This is a genomic window from Ligilactobacillus araffinosus DSM 20653 (assembly GCF_001435375.1).
GTDB classification, from domain to species: domain Bacteria; phylum Bacillota; class Bacilli; order Lactobacillales; family Lactobacillaceae; genus Ligilactobacillus; species Ligilactobacillus araffinosus.
Window position 1 is genome coordinate 58413 of the sequence record NZ_AYYZ01000025.1, and the last position, 18373, is coordinate 76785.

Genomic DNA, 18373 nt, shown 5'->3' on the forward strand with positions numbered 1-18373 from the left:
TCAAATTAGAATCTTAAACGATCATTCAAGTCAAGCAGTGAGACATCCGTCTTGTGCTTGTGATTCTCCAATGTGTCAATGATATCTGTGGCAACAAGTTTGTTGTCGTGAATACCAATGGCCAAACCGCCTTTACCTTCAAGCAATAAACGTACGGCATAGTCGCCTAAACGGCTTGCTAATACCCGATCCTTAGCTGTTGGCACACCACCACGTTGGATATGAGCCAATGTTACAGCACGGCTATCAAAGTCACCGTATTGATCTAATTTTTCTTTGAATTCTTGTGCTGACATTACGCCTTCAGCAATAACAATCAAAGCATGGTCCTTGCCGTTTTTTCGGTTTTCTTTGATCTTGTTTGCAATTGCTTCAATATCATAATCACGTTCAGGAATAACGATTGCATCCGCACCTGCAGCAATTCCAGCCCATAATGCGATATCGCCTGCTCCACGACCCATAACTTCAACAACGAATGTCCGTTGGTGTGAAGTTGCAGTGTCGTTGATCCGGTCAAGGGCTTCGGTTGCAACATTTACTGCAGAGTCGAACCCGATCGTAAAGTCTGTCCCTGGAATATCATTATCGATCGTTCCTGGAACCCCGATTGAATTGTAACCGTGCTTTGTAAGTTTTTCAGCACCGTGATATGAACCATCACCGCCGATAACAACTAAAGCATCGATCCCGAATTTCTTAAGTTGTTCAATCCCTTGGAGTTGAACTTCTTCTTGGGCGAATTCTGGGAAACGAGCTGAATAAAGAATTGTACCGCCACGATTGATAATACCGTCTAATTCTTTAGAGTTCATCTTAAAGATGTTACCTTCAACTAACCCTTTGAATCCGTAGTTAATCCCATAAGCTTCGAGACCAGCGCTCATTGCAGAACGAGCAATGGCACGAACAGCAGCGTTCATTCCTTGTGAATCGCCACCGCTTGTAAGAATACCAATGCGTTTCACTTGTTTTCACCTCGAGTAATAAATCTAATAATATACATTCTCCGATTACTATCTTATCACTTTTAAATTTAGTTGTCTTTAAATATTTTCAATTATATTTAAGGATTTTCGAAGGATTTAAGGGTTCCTGCGCACTTGATGGTTTAGACCAATTCATTCATTTTTTATTGAAGAACAACGTTATCCTTCCCAAGTAATTGAACCAATTTTGCCCTGGTTTGTGCTGAATCACTTAACCAGTACTGTTGCTCCATTGTAATTTTTCGTTGCCGCTGTTTTTCGTAAATAATCACCGGAACCGGGCCGTGATTTTGACGCATCGTTTGTAATAATTGTCGCTGCAAAGTTGCGTTCAGCTGATTAACGCGCAAATAATAACAGCGGTCACTAATTTCAGCAGCCCGTTGAATCGTATTTGCGACTAAGTTCAACTTGCCATTGCGTTCTTGAACCTTGCCGGTGATCATTAACACCTCACCCGAATGCAGCAGCCCACCAAATTGAGCAAACTGTTGCGGAAAGACCGTCATTTCAATCTCACCGGTCGGATCACTGACATCAACAAAGGCCATTTGCGTTTGGTTCTTGGTTCGAATCAACTTAACGTGTTTAACATACAAAATCGCCCGCACAAAATTTGTGACCTGAATTCGATTGACCGGAACCGTACGGTAAATTTCAATCAGTTTCCGATATTGATCGATTGGATGACCGGATACATATGTTCCAAGATATTCGGCTTCTTTTTCCAATAGCTCATTAGCAGACAGCCCTTTTTTCGGCGCTGTCTTCTTCGGCATTAACTGTTTCAATAAATCAATGTTGCCGCCGCTTAACTTGATGCCTTCAAGAATTCCCGGCATTTCCGCAAGTAAATGATTACGATTGGAATCAAACGAATCAAATGCCCCGGCATAGATCAAAGCTTCCAACGTTTCTTGATTCAAAAACTTATTATCAATGCGCCGAATGAAATCGACTAAGCCATGGAAATAGCCGTTTGCATTACGCTCATTTAAAAGCGCTTGGATAAAATCGATTCGCAACTTTCGAATACTCCGAAATCCAAAGTAAATTTCATGATTCTTTAAAATAAAGTAAATTTGGCTTTGATTAACGTCTGGTAAATGAACTTGAACACCGCGTTCGCGCGCTTCCATCACGTAATTCCGTGTCTTTTCAGATGCTCCGACAACCGAATTCAAAATTGCCGCATAAAACGCAGCCGGATAATGGCACTTGATATACGCTAATTGAAAAGCTAACTTTGAATATGCCACCGAGTGTGATCGGTTAAAGCCGTAATTCCCAAACCGTTCAATAAATTCGTAAACTTGAACCGCATCCGCTTGAGCGTATCCTTTCCTCATCGCTCCCTGGATAAACTGGCCCCGCATCCGATCAATTACATCTTGTTTCTTCTTACTCATTGCCCGCCGTAACAAATCCGCTTGACCAAGCGTAAAGCCGCCCATTTCTGATGCAACCTGCATGACCTGTTCCTGATAGACAATAATTCCATAAGTAGACTGCAGAATTGGTTTTAAGCGTGGATTCGGGTATGTAATCGGCGCTTGGCTGTTCTTCCGCCGAATAAATTCATCAATATTTTGAATTGGACCTGGACGGAATAACGCATTGGTTGAAACGATATCCTCAAATCTTTGCGGCCGCAACTGTTCCAAAACGTTCCGGATCCCGTTTGATTCAAATTGGAAAATCCCGGCAGTATCTGCCTTTTGAAAAACCTGCAGCGTTTGCGGATCCTCCAGACTAATCTGATGAATATCAAAATTCCGATCAAAATCGCGTTTAACAAAGTGAATCGCATTATCCAGAATCGTTAAATTCCGCAATCCAAGAAAGTCGATTTTCAACAGACCAACCTCTTCGACCTGTTCCTTCGCAAATTGGGTCAAGTAAATTCCTTCACCGCCAATCTGTACCGGAACAAAATTCCGCAAATCATGGTCACTCAAAATTACCCCGGCCGCATGGGTACTATACTGGCGTGGTAATCCTTCAAGGGCCATCGCGGTTTTATAAATTTTTTGATTTAATTTACTATCAGCCAGCATATTGCGTAACGGTTGTGATTGCTGATACGCATTCTTTAATGTAACATTGTGCAGTCGTGGTATCGCCTTTGACCAGTTAGAAACTTCAAATGTATTCTGTCCCATTACTCGACTGACATCGCGAATTACTTGCCGCGCATTCAAGTGGGTAAATGTAATGATTTGGGCCATATGCGTTTGACCGTATTTTTGATGAACGTAGTCAATAATCTCATCCCGTTTTTGATCAGGAATATCCAAATCGATATCCGGCATCTGCGCCCGTTCTTCATTCAAGAACCGTTCAAACAGCAATCCATATTCAATCGGATCAACGTCGGTAATAAATAAGGTATATGAAACCAGCGAACCGGCTGCGGATCCCCGCCCTGGTCCAACCAAAATATCATGTGTGTGAGAGAAATTCGTAACGTCCCACACAATCAAAAAGTAATCATCAAATCCCATCCGGTGAATGACTTTCAGTTCATGGTCAAGCCTTTGTTGATACTCTTGCGGATCAGCATCCGGGATTTGAGCTAATCGTTTCTTCAAACCCGTCTGACAAAGCTGTCGCAGATACGTTGCCGAATCAATTCCATCCGGTGTTTTATAATGCGGTAATTGCGTTGGCAGAAATTCAAGGTTGATTTGAATTTGATCAACCAGGTCACATGCTGTTTGCCAACAGTCTTCAAGACCAGACTGGGCAAATTCTTGGTGCAATTCTTCACTTGATTTAAGGTAGTCTTCACCTTTGATTGGGGATGCAAGCTGTTCCGGCATTAATTTTGCATTTGTTCCAATCGCATTTAAAACTTGCAGATCAAATGCTTCTTCGGGATGAAGGTATTTAACAGGTTCATTTGCGATCAATCGAATTCGAGCCTGATTTTGAAGCTGACGCAAACCGTAAACTAAGTCATCGTCCATTTGCGGGTTAACGCTTAAATAAACATCTTCAGGCCGCCAAAACTGCAATAACTGCTTTACAAAATCTGCCGCGACTTCAAAATCATGATTGCGGATTCCTGCAAAGACCGGTGATTTCTCAGTAATGATCACCTTTAGATCTTGTGTGAGCGCTTGAATTTGATCAAGCGCTAATGGTCCTTCACCTGCTTCATACCCGTCTACCGTCATTTTGGTCGACGAGATCTTCATTAAATTTTGATAGCCGTTCTTATTTTGCGCTAATAAAATTATTTCCTGAGGATCAGTTCCCTTACCGTTCAATTGTAATGTTAATCCGATCAACGGCTTAATTCCGGCTTTTTGGCAGGCATGATAAAAATCAAGCACGCCGTACATTACATTAATATCCGTTAGTGCCAATGCCTGATAACCAAGTTCTTTCCCGCGGTTAACATATTCATCGATTTTTAATGTACTCTGCAACAAACTGTAACTGCTGATCACTTGTAATGGACTAAACATCACAATCGCCTTTCTATCTTTGTTATCCTCATTATATCAGATTCAATAAGATTCTTTTAAAGAACGATTTGAAAAATTTATCAAACTATACTAGACTACAAGTAAAGAGGTGTTGTTAACATGTTAAAACAACTTACAATTCTCTTTTGGTGCGCAATTTATGGTGAAGTATTTGGATACATTATTTCCGCTTTGAACGGTGCTCCGTTCAACTTTGTAACAAGCGGTTTGATCCCAATGATTGCCGGCTGGATCTTAATTAATTTTGTATCGATGTTTCTTAAAGCACCAAACGCCAAAGAAGAAAATAAAAAGTAAAGGCTGCGTTGAATCCGCAACCTTTATTTTTATAAAAAATTACTAAATTATCAAACTAATAAATTGATTTTTAAAATTATTTATGTAAAATAAAAATGCGCAATCGATTACACTAAATTCCTCTCTTATTAACTTTATTTTCCTAAGTATCTCTTCCAGTACTTAATAGATACTTGCTCTTACTCATTAAAAACCTATATAACATAAGAGAGTTATGAGAAGTTCGCAATGAACTTCTTTTTTGTTTGATTTAATTTTCTGATACTTTTAATAACATTCAATCTAATCTTAAATTTAGTACATCAGCATTATTAAATAATTTTTCAACATATTGCATACTTTCTAAAATTTAATAACTCCAACCTTAATCTCATTTTCAATTTAAACGGAAAACAAAAAAAGGATAAGTTTATTACTTATCCTTCTTTCTAAATTAAATTCTAATTATTCCGTCTTTTTATCCTCAGCCTTAAATACTAAATTATCTTTTGCCCCCAAATCTATCGTAACTACACTATGAGGCATTACCTTGCCAGCAATAATCTCCTTAGCCAATGGCGTTTCCACGTGGGTCGTAATGAAACGTTGCAATGGTCGGGCCCCATATGCTGGATCGTAGCCTTCCTTGGCGATCCACTTCCGTGCGTTATCATTGATCTTCAATTCAATTTCTTGTGAACTTAAGCGCGCTGATAACTGGCCGATAAACTTATCAACAATCTTCTCAATGGCGTCAAAGGTCAGTGGACTGAACGTAATAATATCATCAATTCGGTTCAAGAATTCAGGCTTAAAGTGAGCTTGAGCCAGTTTCATGACCTGTTCTTTGGTTTCAGGCGAAATGACGCCGTCTTCCTTAACATTATCCAATAAAATTTCAGATCCGAGATTGGACGTCATAATCAAAATCGTGTTTTTAAAGTCAACCGTCCGCCCTTGACCGTCTGTCAATCGCCCGTCATCTAGGACTTGAAGCAAAATGTTAAAGACGTCCGGATGAGCCTTTTCAATTTCATCAAACAAAACGATCGTGTATGGGTTACGCCGAACCGCTTCAGTCAACTGGCCGCCTTCTTCATAGCCGATATAGCCAGGAGCCGCTCCAACAAGGCGTGATACCGAAGCCTTTTCCATGTATTCACTCATGTCGATCCGCACCATGTGCTTTTCAGAATCAAATAAATTCTCTGCAAGTGCCTTGGCAAGTTCAGTCTTCCCAACCCCGGTTGGTCCAAGGAACATAAATGATCCTAATGGCTTTGATGGATCTTGCAAGCCGGCCCTGGAACGCAAAACGGCATTCGCAACAGCATCTACGGCTTCATCTTGACCAATGACCCGTTTGTGCAAACTATCAGCCAAGTGCAACAGCTTTTCGCGTTCTCCTTGAACTAATTTAGCAACCGGAATCCCTGTTTCTCGACTAACAACTGCTGCAATTTCATTTTCGGTAACGGATTCTTCAACCAACCATTCATCTGGTCGATCTGATTTTTCAAGGTCTTGTAATTCCTTCTCCAATGTTGGAATCGTCCCGTGTTGTAACTTTGCAGCCTTTTCCAAATCATAATTGCTTTCCGCATTTTCCAACTCATGCTTAGCTTTATCCAATTCAGCCTTTTTGTCACTGACCTTTTGAATATCAGTCTTTTCGTTTTCCCACTTCAATTTCAACTGGTTGACCTTTTCACGGGTATCAGCTAATTCCTTTTGAAGTTCTGCCAAGCGTTTCTTCGAAGCACTATCAGTTTCCTTCTTCAACGCTGCCTCTTCAACTTCCTGCCGCATTAATTGACGAGTTGCCTGATCAAGTTCATTTGGCATCGAATTCATTTCCACTTGAATTTCAGCACAGGCTTCGTCGACTAAATCGATAGCCTTATCCGGCAAGTAACGGTCTGTAATATACCGGTTCGATAGTGTTGCGGCTGCCACCAGTGCATTATCATGGATTCGAACTCCATGGTGAATTTCATATCGTTCCTTCAAGCCCCGTAAAATCGAAATGGTGTCTTCAACAGAGGGTTCCTTGACGAGCACCTTTTGGAATCGCCGTTCAAGCGCCTTATCCTTTTCAACGTATTCCCGATATTCGTCCAAGGTCGTTGCGCCAATCAAATGCAGTTCCCCCCGCGCAAGCATCGGCTTCAATAAATTACCGGCATCCATGCTGCCTTCGGTTTTACCAGCGCCAACAATATTATGAATTTCATCAATAAAGAGGATAATTTGGCCTTCACTCTTTTGAACTTCCTTTAATACTGCCTTTAACCGTTCTTCAAATTCACCGCGATATTTCGCCCCTGCAATCAGTGATCCCATATCAAGAGAAAAAATCGTCTTATTCTTTAAATTTTCCGGCACATCGTTTTTGGCAATTCGTTGAGCTAGGCCTTCAACGATCGCCGTTTTCCCAACACCGGGTTCCCCAATCAAGACCGGATTATTTTTGCTTTTCCGTGAAAGGATCCGAATCACATCGCGAATTTCATCATCACGACCGATGATTGGATCTTGTTTGCCACTACGGGCCTGCTTTACTAAATCAACCCCATATTTTTCAAGGGCCTTATATTGTTCTTCTTGATTTTTACTTGTCACGTGCTCACCGCCTCGTAAATCATCAATAATTTCTTTTAATTTTTCCTTTGTAACGCCATGATTTTCAAGAAAAAGTTTAAATGGATTATACTGTAGATCCATTAACGCTAAAATCAATGTATCAATGGCAACAAATTCATCACCAAGTTGCTTTTTCAATTCATCTGCTTTTTGCATTAATTGGAAAAGATTTTGACTTAAAGTCTGACCATATTGAACGTTGCCTTCAATTGAAGAAATTTGATCAATTTCGTGATCAAGTTCTTGATTGACTTCCTTTAAGTTCAATCCTGCCTTTTGATAAATATCTTCGCCTAAATTTCCCGGTTGAACCAGATACTTAAACAAATGCGGAATATCGATTTCCTGATGATGACGGGTAATCGCAATTTGTTGCGCTTCCGCAATCGCATCTTGGACTGCTTGGGTAATACTGTCATTATTCATTTGCTTCACTCCAATCGTTAATGTAGTTAAAATAACTTTCTATGTTAAATTTTGCGAATTTTAATTTCTATGCTATAATCTTACAATTAGTAAGTGATAGGTGGTAGTTTTATGATTTTGAGTTATTTAATACTTGCAATCATTGTTTTTATTGCTGCCCTTGTTCAAAGTACCAGCGGATTTGGCTTTGGAATCATCTTCATGGCCATCATGCCACTGATCTTACCTTACAAGGAATGCAACGTTTTAACCTTAGCGACCGTCCTTTGCTTACAAACTTATACTGTCATTAAGTTTCACCGACACATCAACTATCGGATGGTGATTGTTCCGGCAATTGCCGCTTTGATTTTCGGAAGCATTGGCGTACACTTGATGATCAGTATGAGTGGAACCGCAATGAACTTTGTTTTAGGAATCTTTCTTTGGGGACTTGCATTTTACTTAATTTTTCTTGCAAGCCGAGTTCATCTTAAGAAAAATCCGATTACCGGATTCTTTGCCGGTTCCTTCGGTGGTTTTATGGATGGAATGTTCGCCATTGGGGGACCACCAATGGTTGCCTACTTCGACTCGGTCATGAACGACCCGATCGAATACCAGGCAACTTTGCAGCTTTACTTTATGATCACAACTGTGAATGTCCTATTTAATAATATTATTTGCGGAAACTTCACTGCTAAGTTAGTTGCACCCCTTTCAATTTCAATCGTTTGCTGCTTAATCGGTACAACATTGGGAATGCACTTTACGCAGAAAATTTCGATGAAGCTTGTTCGTAAATTAGCATACACTGTAATGTTACTTGCAGGTGCATATCACATTATCAAAGGATTCATCGGTTAAAAACAATGATTACAAAATGAGGATGTGGCAGAAGTCACATCCTCTTTATTTATCTGCATAATTGAGTTCCAAAACAAACGAACTTCCAAGTAGCTCGGTTTTACTGTTTTGTCACTCCTACCTAAAATTTATCTTTTAACTTGTCAAAGAACCCTTCATTGACTTTTTCATTTGATGCTTTCGCATATAACTTCAAAGCTTCACGCTGACCTTTGTTTAGCTTCTTTGGAATCTGAACATGAACGGTAACTTTTTCATCGCCGTTACCTGAACCACGCAATTTTGGTGCTCCTTTACCTTTCAACCGGAAAGTCGTTCCTGATTGTGTTCCGGCCGGAATAGTTAATTTTACATCGCCATGTACAGTTTTAACTTGAATGTCCGAACCAAGCGTTGCTTGAACAAAACTGATCGGTTGATCAAGGTAGATCTCAGCGCCGTCACGTTTAAATATCTTGCTTGAAGCAACACTAAAGATGATAAACAGATCACCGTAAGGACCACCGTTATATCCAGCCTCACCTTGACCTTGCAAACGCATTTGATTGCCGTCTTCCACTCCAGCAGGAACAGTTACTTCAACCGCATGTTTTTCACTTACCCGGCCAGTTCCATGACATGTTGGGCATTTTTCCTTGATTTCTTTTCCGGTTCCGTGACAAACATCACATTCTTGTTGGGTCATCATACGGCCAAGCGGCGTTTGTCGTTCAACTTGAATAACTCCCCGCCCGTGACATTTTGAACATGTAACCGGCGATGTCCCTGGTTTAGCCCCAGAACCATTACAGTTCTTGCAGACGGCTTCCCGATTGTATTCAATTTCGGTCTTCTTGCCAAAGATTGCTTCTTCAAAAGTCAAATGCATTTCATACTGTAAATCTCGACCTTGCCGTGGAGCATTTTGATTTCGAGCACTGCCGCCCCCAAAAAATGAACCAAAAATATCTTCAAAGCCACCGGCGCCGCCGAAATTACTGAAACCGCCAAAGTCTCCGTAACCACCGGCACCGCCGCTCCCAAATCCTTGATCGCCAGTTGTTCCAAACTGATCGTATTGAGCTTTTTTTTGCGGATCACTTAAAATTTCATAAGCTTCGTTAACATCTTTAAATTTTTCTTCGGCTCCTGGTTCATGGTTCAAATCAGGGTGATATTTCTTTGAAAGTTTTCGATAAGCTTTTTTGATTTCAGCATCAGACGCATCTTTGCTGATACCTAAAACCTCATATGGGTCTTTTTGAGCCATTGTTTTCCTCCAACTTTTTCATAATCTCTGTTTTAACCTACCATTTGTTAAAATAAAAAGTCAAAGACCAAAGCGGACTTTGACTTTTTATCCGATTAAATGACAATTAGTTCTTGTCATCTGGGTCTACTTCTTTAAAGTCCCCATCAACTGTGTTGTCATCGTTATTATCGTTTGATGATGCATTACCGGCATTAGCTGCACCGTCAGCGGCACCACCTTGAGCCTGTTGTGCTTGTTGAGCTTGTTGGTATAACTTAACTGACATATCTTGAATAAGTTTTGTCAAGTCATCCTTCTTAGCTTTCATATCATCAACATTGTTTGCTTCTTGGGCCTTCTTCAAAGCATCGCGAGCATCTTCGATCTTCTTAACTTCATCTTCACCGACTTTGCCTTTGATTTCTTCAAGGGTCTTGTCTGTTTGGAATAATAATTGATCAACTTCGTTCTTAAGATCAACTTCTTCTTTCCGCTTCTTGTCGGCTGCTTCGTTTTCCTTAGCTTCCTTAACCATACGATCAATTTCTTCATCTGATAATCCTGAAGAACTCTTGATGGTGATCTTTTGTTCCTTGTTTGTTCCTAAGTCCTTAGCTGAAACATTTACAATCCCGTTCTTATCGATATCAAATTTAACTTCGATTTGAGGAACACCACGAGGAGCAGCTGGGATATCTGTTAATTGGAAACGACCCAATGTCTTGTTATCAGCAGCCATTGGACGTTCACCTTGTAATACGTGAATATCAACGGCTGGTTGATTATCTGCGGCAGTTGAGAACACTTGTGATTTTGATGTTGGAATTGTTGTATTCCGATCAATCAACTTCGTGAACACACCACCCATTGTTTCGATTCCAAGTGACAATGGTGTAACATCAAGTAAAACAACGTCCTTAACATCACCAGTGATAACTCCACCTTGGATCGCAGCCCCCAAAGCAACAGCTTCATCAGGGTTAACTGATTCATTTGGTGTATGACCAGTTTCGTTCTTAACAAGTTCCTTAACGGCTGGAATCCGAGTTGAACCACCAACTAAGATAACTTCATCAATATCATCGTTTGTTAATCCGGCATCCTTCAAAGCGTTTTGAACTGGAATCCGAGTCTTTTCAACTAAGTCATGCGTCAATTCGTTGAATTTAGCACGGGTCAAAGTTGTTTCCAAGTGTAATGGACCGCTTTCGCCAGCAGCGATAAATGGTAATGAAATTTGAGCTGATGTAACGCCTGATAAGTCTTTCTTTGCCTTTTCAGCAGCGTCTTTCAACCGTTGCATTGCCATCTTGTCTTGTGAAAGGTCAATTCCATTATCCTTCTTGAAGTTTTCGATCAACCAATTCATGATGGCGTTATCGAAGTCATCCCCACCAAGATGGGTGTCACCGTTTGTTGAAAGAACTTGGAATACTCCATCACCTAATTCAAGGATTGAAACATCAAACGTCCCACCACCAAGGTCGTAAACCAAGATTTTTTCATCTTTGTCAGTCTTGTCCAAACCATAAGCTAAGGCTGCGGCAGTTGGTTCGTTGACGATCCGTTCAACTTTCAAACCTGCAATCTTTCCAGCATCTTTTGTTGCTTGCCGTTGAGCATCGTTAAAATATGCAGGAACAGTGATAACAGCTTGAGTTACCTTTTCGCCAAGGTATGACTCAGCGTAATCCTTGATGTACTGAAGAATCATTGCTGAAATCTCTTGTGGAGTGTAATCCTTACCATCAACGGTTACCTTGTAACCTTCTTCACCCATATGACGCTTGATTGATGAAATCGTATTCGGATTTGTAATTGCTTGCCGCTTTGCAACTTCACCAACTTGAGTTTCACCATCTTTGAATGATACAACTGAAGGTGTTGTCCGATTTCCTTCAGGATTTGTAATAATCTTTGCTTCTTTACCTTCAAGAACAGCAACTGCTGAGTTTGTTGTTCCTAAGTCAATTCCAATAATCTTTGACATTCTAATTAAACCTCTTTCTATTTATTTTATTATTGTGCGACAACGACCATTGCTGGACGTAAAACACGATCTTTGAGCATATAACCATCTTGGTAAACTTCAACGACGGTTTCAGCTTTTTGTCCCTTTTCAACGGGAACACTTTTAACTGCTTGGTGTTTCGTTGGATCAAATGGCTGATTCAATGCTTCGATTTTTGTAATTTCATTATCTTTTAAGGCCTTTTCCATGTCCTTAGCAACCATTTCAATTCCGTGTTTCAATTGAGCTGAAGCTTCATCTTCAACTTCAATTTGTAATGCTCGATTAAGATTATCCATCACTGGCAAAATTTCAGTTGCAAGTTTCTGACCTTCATATTTCAATAATTGAGCTTGTTCATTTTTGAACCGCTTTGTCATATTTTGCATTTCAGCTTCGGCACGAAGATATTTATCTTCCACTTCATCGCACTTAGCTTGCAGATCAGCAAGTTGCTGTTCCAAATCTGATTGGTTATCAGTTTGTTCATTTGACTCAGCATTTAAATCTTCGACCGCCTTCTTTGAAACATGCTTTTGCTCTTTTTCATCAACATTTAAGTCTTCAGCAGCCTTCTTATTTGTCCGCTTTTCTTCTTTCTTAACCAAATCAACACCCCTTTTCCTATTCGTTAAAATTTCGGTAGTAATTGATTAACCGCTTTGATAATTCATCCCGGAACGTATCCAACATTCCGATCACCTGCGAATAATGCATATTCGTTGGTCCAAGAATTGCAATTAACCCATGTCCATGATTACCATCATCGTAAGTTGCAGATACTAAACTGTAATTCAATGCTGAATCATGATCATCATTGATCTTCACAGCAACATCTTCACCATTGCTTTTAACGAGTTTCCGTAAATCAGTTGGCCGGTCGATCAGTGAATATAACGACTTGACCTTTTCGAGGTCATCATCCTGAACAAAATCCAAAACATTGTGCTTGCCACTGACGTACATGTGTTCGCGCACTGCTTTATCAAGAATATTGCCAAACGTTTCGATAAAATCATTCGAATCGCGCAAATAACTTGAAACTTGCGGAATGGCTTTGATCAAATGTTCTGAAACTTCGCTCAACGGTAATCCGACAACTTCTTCGTTGATCAACCGGATCACCGCTTCAAGCTGATCGCCGTGAATATTTTCAGGAATACTGAATATTTGATTTTCAACGGAACCATCGCTAGTAACCAGTAAAACCATTACCTGCTGATTACCTAATGGAACCAACCGGAAACCTTCGACCACGACGTCATTTGAACAAGGTTTTAATGAAATCGCAACGTAATTCGTCATCTGTGATAACAGCTGAGCGGACAAAGCAACAATATCATCAACCTTCGCAAACTCATTATTCAATGATTTTCGAATCCGACTGACAACGTTACAGTCAAGTTTATCCGGTTCAAGCAAATTATCAACGTAGTAACGATACCCTTCAAGCGACGGAATTCTTCCTGAACTTGAATGCTGTTTCATAATAAAACCTTGACGTTCAAGTGCGGCCATCTCATTCCGAATGGTGGCTGAACTTACGTGAATTGGCAATTGTTCTTGCAACTTTTTAGACCCAATCGGCTGCCCGACATCCGTGTAATTCTGAATAATGGCTTTCAGAATTGACAATTGTCTATCTGTTAACATGTACAATCACCTCTTTAGCACTTAACACCCTCAAGTGCTAAGTCAATTATATATTACATAATATCTGTACCTGCGTCAAGGGTTTTACCCACTTTTTTAGCAGATTAATCAATCGAGTGCTAATTGTTTAAAACCTTTTGTAAAATACTCCTGGGCATCGATCTTATCCTGCTTCAACTGCGCAATCAACTGGTCAACTGATTCAAATTTAACCGATGCGCGCAAGTATTGATCCCACTCGACTTCAACTTCTTTGCCATAAATCATTTGGTTAAAATCAAAAAGATTAATCTCGATTGTTAACGGATTATTACCAAACGTTTCATTGTGACTAACTGAACACATTCCTTGATACCACTGACCGTCAACTTTAACCCGAACGGCATACACGCCGATTCCAGGAATCCATTGATCATTTGCGGGCTGAATATTCAATGTTGGAAATCCAAGTTCGCGTCCACGGGCTTTACCGTGAACGACTTTCCCCGGAAAGTTGAACCGGTAACCCAACAGTTGGTTGACCTTTTGAATGTCGCCATGATCAAGGGCCGTCTTGATCTGCGTTGTCCCGATTTTTTCAGCATTCAACGCTTGCCGATCAACAGTCACAACATCAAACCGATCTTGTGCAAACTGCGGTAAAGCCTCCATGTTTGCCACGTCTGGTTTACCATATGTGTAGTCAAACCCGGCAACAACAACCTTGGCTCGTAAACCTACCATGAAATGATCAACAAAGTTCTGTGGTGAAAGTTGAGCCATTGTTTGATCAAAACATGCAACATATGCAATTTCGACTCCTTGCTGTTCAAACAACTTTAAACGATGATCAAGCGGAGTAACATACTTAACCGTTTCCGGGTCAATATCTTGAAAGTAAATTTTCGGAAAACGATCAAATGTCATAATTGCAAGTTTTAAATGACGTTGAACCGCTATTTTCTTAGCTTGTTGAATGACCGCTTGATGACCACGATGAACACCGTCAAAAAAACCCATTGCAAGCACGACATCCTCATTCGGAATTTTTTGCAAATCAAGCGGTTCAGAAATTTCAATCACTTGCATGTTTTTATCCTTCCTCAGTTAAATCAATCATTTGTTCTGGGCGGTATACCTTTTTAGCTGCATCATACTTGTATAATGCGCGCGTTTTCCCACTAAAGTTCAGAACTAACAATGGGACATCCGTATGCATGTATTTCGCTTGAAGAAAACCGCCGTTTTTTACGATTTTCCACTGAAAGTCCGTTAATTCAGCTTGCGGATATTTGCGGAAAGCAAAGCCGACCGGGAAAAGTACCTTTTGCAAATTCTCCCCATGATCCTTTAATTTTTGCAACTCCGCCAATGAAATTGTCTGGTCAAGCGTGAAACCACCGCTTTGAAGACGGGTCAAGTCTGACATCACTGCAGCCACACCAAGCTTCTTTCCTAAATCAACGGCCAGAGTTCGGACATAGGTCCCCTTTGAACATTCCACTTCAAACTTAACTTTTTGTAATCCCGTTGCCGTATTAAATTCACTTGGGGCTGTCAGTTTAAAAGACTTGATCGTGGCTTTGCGTTGCGGCCGTTCAACTTCTTCGCCAGCCCGAGCATATTCATACAACCTTTTGCCATGAACTTTAACGGCCGAATACATTGGCGGAATTTGGATAATTTCACCCGTCATTGAATCCATCATTTGCTGAATCTGATCATCATTAAATGGTTGCTTTAATGGCGTTTCTTCAACTTTTTCACCATCGAGATCTTCGGTAGTCGTTGCAAACCCCAACGTGACTTCACCATGATATTTCTTTCCGGACTGCATTAAATAATTAACAGTTTTCGTGCCTTTACCAATACATATTGGCAAGACGCCATCGACATTCGGATCAAGAGTGCCACTATGCCCGACCTTCCGCGTTTGAAAGATTCCACGGCACTTCATTACGGCATCGTTGCTGGTCATCCCACGATCCTTGTAAAGTGGTAAAATTCCGTCCATTTGTTCACTTCCTCTTTCTATACCAAAAAGGGTGCGACCAAACCACCTCGAATTCCATGGTTTCGTCACACCTTCTTACTTAAAACTTATCTTGTTGGTGAAGCTTGTTCAACAATTCATCAATGTGGTCACCATACCGCACTGATTCGTCCTGTTCAAATTTAATTTCAGGAGTGACATAGATACTTAAGCGGTGGCCTAATTCACGCCGAATCAAGCCCGTTGCCTTATCTAAGCCCCGTTGTGTTTTTTCTGCATCTGAAGCTAAATCTGAAAGAATACTGTAATAAATCGTTGCATGTTGCAAATCACCAGTTACTTCGACGCCAGTAATTGTAACCCCTTGAACTCGCGGATCACGTACACGTTTTTGCAAAATATCATTGACCTCACGCTGAATTTCTTGAGCAAGTCGGCCAACTCGTACTTGTTGTGCCATTTTACCAGCCTCCCTTAATCTTATTCAACTGGAACCTCTTCCATTACATATGCTTCAAGTTGATCGCCAACTTTAATATCGTTATACTTTTCAATCATTAAACCACATTCGTAGCCGGCCTTAACTTGTTTAACATCATCCTTGAAACGTTTCAAACTTGCAAGTTTTCCATCATAAATAACCACGCCGTTTCGGATGACCCGCACGCCGCTATCGCGTTGGATGTAACCATCGATGACGTATGCTCCACCAATCGTTCCCAACTTCGATACCTTATAAGTTTCACGGATTTCAACTTGACCAGTAACCTTTTCTTGATATTCTGGTTCAAGCATCCCTTTCATCGCCGTTTCAACTTCATCGATTGCCTTGTAAATAACATTGTGCAACCGAATATCAACGCCATCCGCATCGGCTTGTTGCTTAGCAAGCGGTGTTGGCCGCACGTTAAACCCAATGATAATCGCATTTGAAGCTTCGGCTAAAGTAATATCACTTTCATTAATTGCCCCAACGGCTTGGTGAATAATATTGACCCGCACGCCTTCAACGTCGATCTTTTGGAAACTTTGAGCAAGAGCTTCTACGGAACCTTGAACATCAGCTTTGATGATCAAATCAACTTCCTTCATTTCGCCTTCTTTAATTGTATCAAACAAGTTGTCCAATGTAACGTGCGTTGTTTTATTCCGTTCCTTGATCAATGCTTGTTCAGCCCGCTTTTCACCGGCTGCCCGCGCCGTCTTCTCATCATTGAATGTTACGAACCGGTCACCTGAATCAGGAACATCATTTAACCCAGTAATTTCAACCGGTGTACCTGGTTTTGCTTTGCGAACATCCTTACCGCGATCATTCGTCATTGTCCGAACCCGACCAAAGGTATTACCGACAACGATTGGATCACCAACATGTAGTGTTCCTTGTTGAACTAGCAATGAAGCAACGGAACCTTTACCTTTATCAAGCCGAGCTTCAATTACTGAGCCGGCACCATGTTGCTTCGGGTTAGCTTTTAATTCCATCATTTCAGCTTGAAGCAAGATCATGTCAAGCAATTCATCGATGTTTTGACCTAACTTAGCTGAAATTTCAACGAAGATCGTGTCACCACCCCAGTCTTCAGGGATCAAGCCATATTCAGTCAATTGTTCCATAACGTGGTTTGGATTTGCACCGGGCTTATCAATCTTGTTAACCGCAACAATGATTGGAACTCCAGCTGCTTGTGAGTGGTGGATTGCTTCAATTGTTTGCGGCATCACTCCATCATCAGCTGCAACGACTAAAACGGTAATATCGGTAATATCAGCACCGCGAGCCCGCATGTTAGTGAAAGCTGCGTGTCCTGGAGTATCCAAGAAAGTGATCGTCTTGCCATCATGCTTGATTTGATAAGCCCCGATGTGCTGTGTGATTCCTCCGGCTTCACCCGCAGTAATGTGTGAATGCCGTAAATGGTCAAGCAAGGTTGTTTTCCCATGATCAACGTGCCCCATGATCGTAACAACTGGTGGCCGTGCTTCAAGATGTTTGTGGTTCTTTTCTTCGTCTTCAAAGAACTTATCGATATCTGAAACATCGACTTCGACTTTTTCTTCAGCCTTAATACCGTAATCATCAGCTAAGATTTCAATCGTATCTTTATCAAGGGATTGGTTTTGGTTGACCATTACACCCATCATAAAGAGCTTCTTAATAATTTCAGCTGGTTCACGGTGGATCTTCTTCGCAATATCAGCAACACTCATGCCGACCGTGTAAACAAGCGTTTCTGGTAACGGCTTGTTCTTGCGTTGCGGAACTGGGTTCTTCTTTTGATTCCGCCGGTCTTGACGCCGTTCCTTTTTGCTCTTTTTTTTGTTCTTTTTATTAAACTTGTTGCGTTGGAAATCATTGCTGTTATTGAAGCCACCATTGCGTTTGTTTTTCTTGTTAAACTTCTTGTTGTTACTGAAATGATTTCCATTTTCAACATTATCATGATCATGTGATTGAGCCTTCACATGGTTATTATTTTGGTTTGAATGATTATTTGTTGGACGTTGATTTTTGAAGTTCTTGTTCTTCTGATCATTGCGTCCGTGATTTTGATTTGTATGATTTTGTTTCATTTTATTATTGTTATTATGAGAACCTCTAGTTTGAACCGACTTTGAATCAGTCTTCTTAGCTGGTTGTGCTTGATTTCTTTGCGGCTTTTGACCTTTGCCTAAGCTCTTTTTAACCATTTTTTCTTCATTTTCATCAAGCATTGACATGTGATTGCCAACCTTGATGCCATTCTTCTTCGCAGCAGCAATCACTTCTTTACTGCTGACATCTAATTCATGTGCGATTTGATATATTCTCTTTTTACTCATATGCAAATC

At 40.7% G+C, this 18373-nt stretch carries 13 protein-coding genes; 2 read left to right on the forward strand and 11 right to left on the reverse strand.

Features of this window, described 5'->3' with window-relative positions; all coding sequences use genetic code 11:
• Positions 1-5: 5 nt before the first annotated feature.
• Both pfkA and dnaE read right to left on the reverse strand, forming a co-directional pair.
• Positions 6-968: a 6-phosphofructokinase gene (gene pfkA, locus FC64_RS03905; protein WP_057906641.1), complete on the reverse strand. Its 963-nt coding sequence runs from the start codon at positions 966-968 to the stop codon at positions 6-8.
• A 164-nt stretch (positions 969-1132) separates the two neighbouring features.
• Complete coding sequence (dnaE, locus tag FC64_RS03910; RefSeq protein ID WP_057906642.1) at positions 1133-4462, reverse strand: DNA polymerase III subunit alpha; 3330 nt, start codon at positions 4460-4462, stop codon at positions 1133-1135.
• Positions 4463-4582: 120 nt separating this feature from the next.
• Here dnaE and FC64_RS03915 point away from each other — a divergent pair, with 120 nt between their 5' ends.
• The gene (locus tag FC64_RS03915; RefSeq protein ID WP_057906643.1) at positions 4583-4780 is read left to right on the forward strand and encodes a YjzD family protein; all 198 of its coding nucleotides are present in this window, start codon (positions 4583-4585) and stop codon (positions 4778-4780) included.
• 444 nt (positions 4781-5224) lie between these two features.
• Here the strand turns inward: FC64_RS03915 and clpB are convergent, their stop codons facing one another.
• A complete protein-coding gene (gene clpB, locus FC64_RS03920) occupies positions 5225-7828 on the reverse strand; it encodes an ATP-dependent chaperone ClpB (protein WP_057906644.1) in 2604 nt (867 codons plus the stop codon).
• 111 nt (positions 7829-7939) lie between these two features.
• Here clpB and FC64_RS03925 point away from each other — a divergent pair, with 111 nt between their 5' ends.
• The gene (locus tag FC64_RS03925; RefSeq protein ID WP_057906645.1) at positions 7940-8674 is read left to right on the forward strand and encodes a sulfite exporter TauE/SafE family protein; all 735 of its coding nucleotides are present in this window, start codon (positions 7940-7942) and stop codon (positions 8672-8674) included.
• 121 nt (positions 8675-8795) lie between these two features.
• On the opposite strand, the gene dnaJ is transcribed toward FC64_RS03925, so the two are convergent.
• The 8 genes from dnaJ to infB all read right to left on the reverse strand — a co-directional run bounded on the left by dnaJ (position 8796) and on the right by infB (position 18364).
• Complete coding sequence (gene dnaJ / locus FC64_RS03930) at positions 8796-9923, reverse strand: molecular chaperone DnaJ (RefSeq protein WP_057906646.1); 1128 nt, start codon at positions 9921-9923, stop codon at positions 8796-8798.
• Positions 9924-10029: 106 nt separating this feature from the next.
• Positions 10030-11895, reverse strand: coding sequence for a molecular chaperone DnaK (gene dnaK / locus FC64_RS03935; RefSeq protein WP_057906647.1), 1866 nt, complete (start codon positions 11893-11895; stop codon positions 10030-10032).
• A gap of 29 nt (positions 11896-11924) precedes the next feature.
• A complete protein-coding gene (grpE, locus tag FC64_RS03940) occupies positions 11925-12524 on the reverse strand; it encodes a nucleotide exchange factor GrpE (protein WP_057906648.1) in 600 nt (199 codons plus the stop codon).
• Between the two features lie 16 nt (positions 12525-12540).
• Positions 12541-13569 carry a heat-inducible transcriptional repressor HrcA gene (gene hrcA, locus FC64_RS03945; RefSeq protein ID WP_057906649.1) on the reverse strand — a complete coding sequence of 343 codons (1029 nt, stop codon included), beginning with the start codon at positions 13567-13569 and terminating at the stop codon, positions 12541-12543.
• A 108-nt stretch (positions 13570-13677) separates the two neighbouring features.
• Positions 13678-14637 (reverse strand): riboflavin biosynthesis protein RibF, encoded by a 960-nt coding sequence (gene ribF / locus FC64_RS03950; protein WP_057906650.1) that lies wholly within the window; start codon positions 14635-14637, stop codon positions 13678-13680.
• A gap of 4 nt (positions 14638-14641) precedes the next feature.
• Positions 14642-15562, reverse strand: a complete 921-nt coding sequence (truB, locus tag FC64_RS03955; protein ID WP_057906651.1) for a tRNA pseudouridine(55) synthase TruB — start codon at positions 15560-15562, stop codon at positions 14642-14644.
• Positions 15563-15641: 79 nt separating this feature from the next.
• Complete coding sequence (rbfA, locus tag FC64_RS03960; protein WP_057827964.1) at positions 15642-16001, reverse strand: 30S ribosome-binding factor RbfA; 360 nt, start codon at positions 15999-16001, stop codon at positions 15642-15644.
• A 20-nt stretch (positions 16002-16021) separates the two neighbouring features.
• Positions 16022-18364 carry a translation initiation factor IF-2 gene (gene infB, locus FC64_RS03965; protein ID WP_057906652.1) on the reverse strand — a complete coding sequence of 781 codons (2343 nt, stop codon included), beginning with the start codon at positions 18362-18364 and terminating at the stop codon, positions 16022-16024.
• Positions 18365-18373 lie beyond the last annotated feature (9 nt).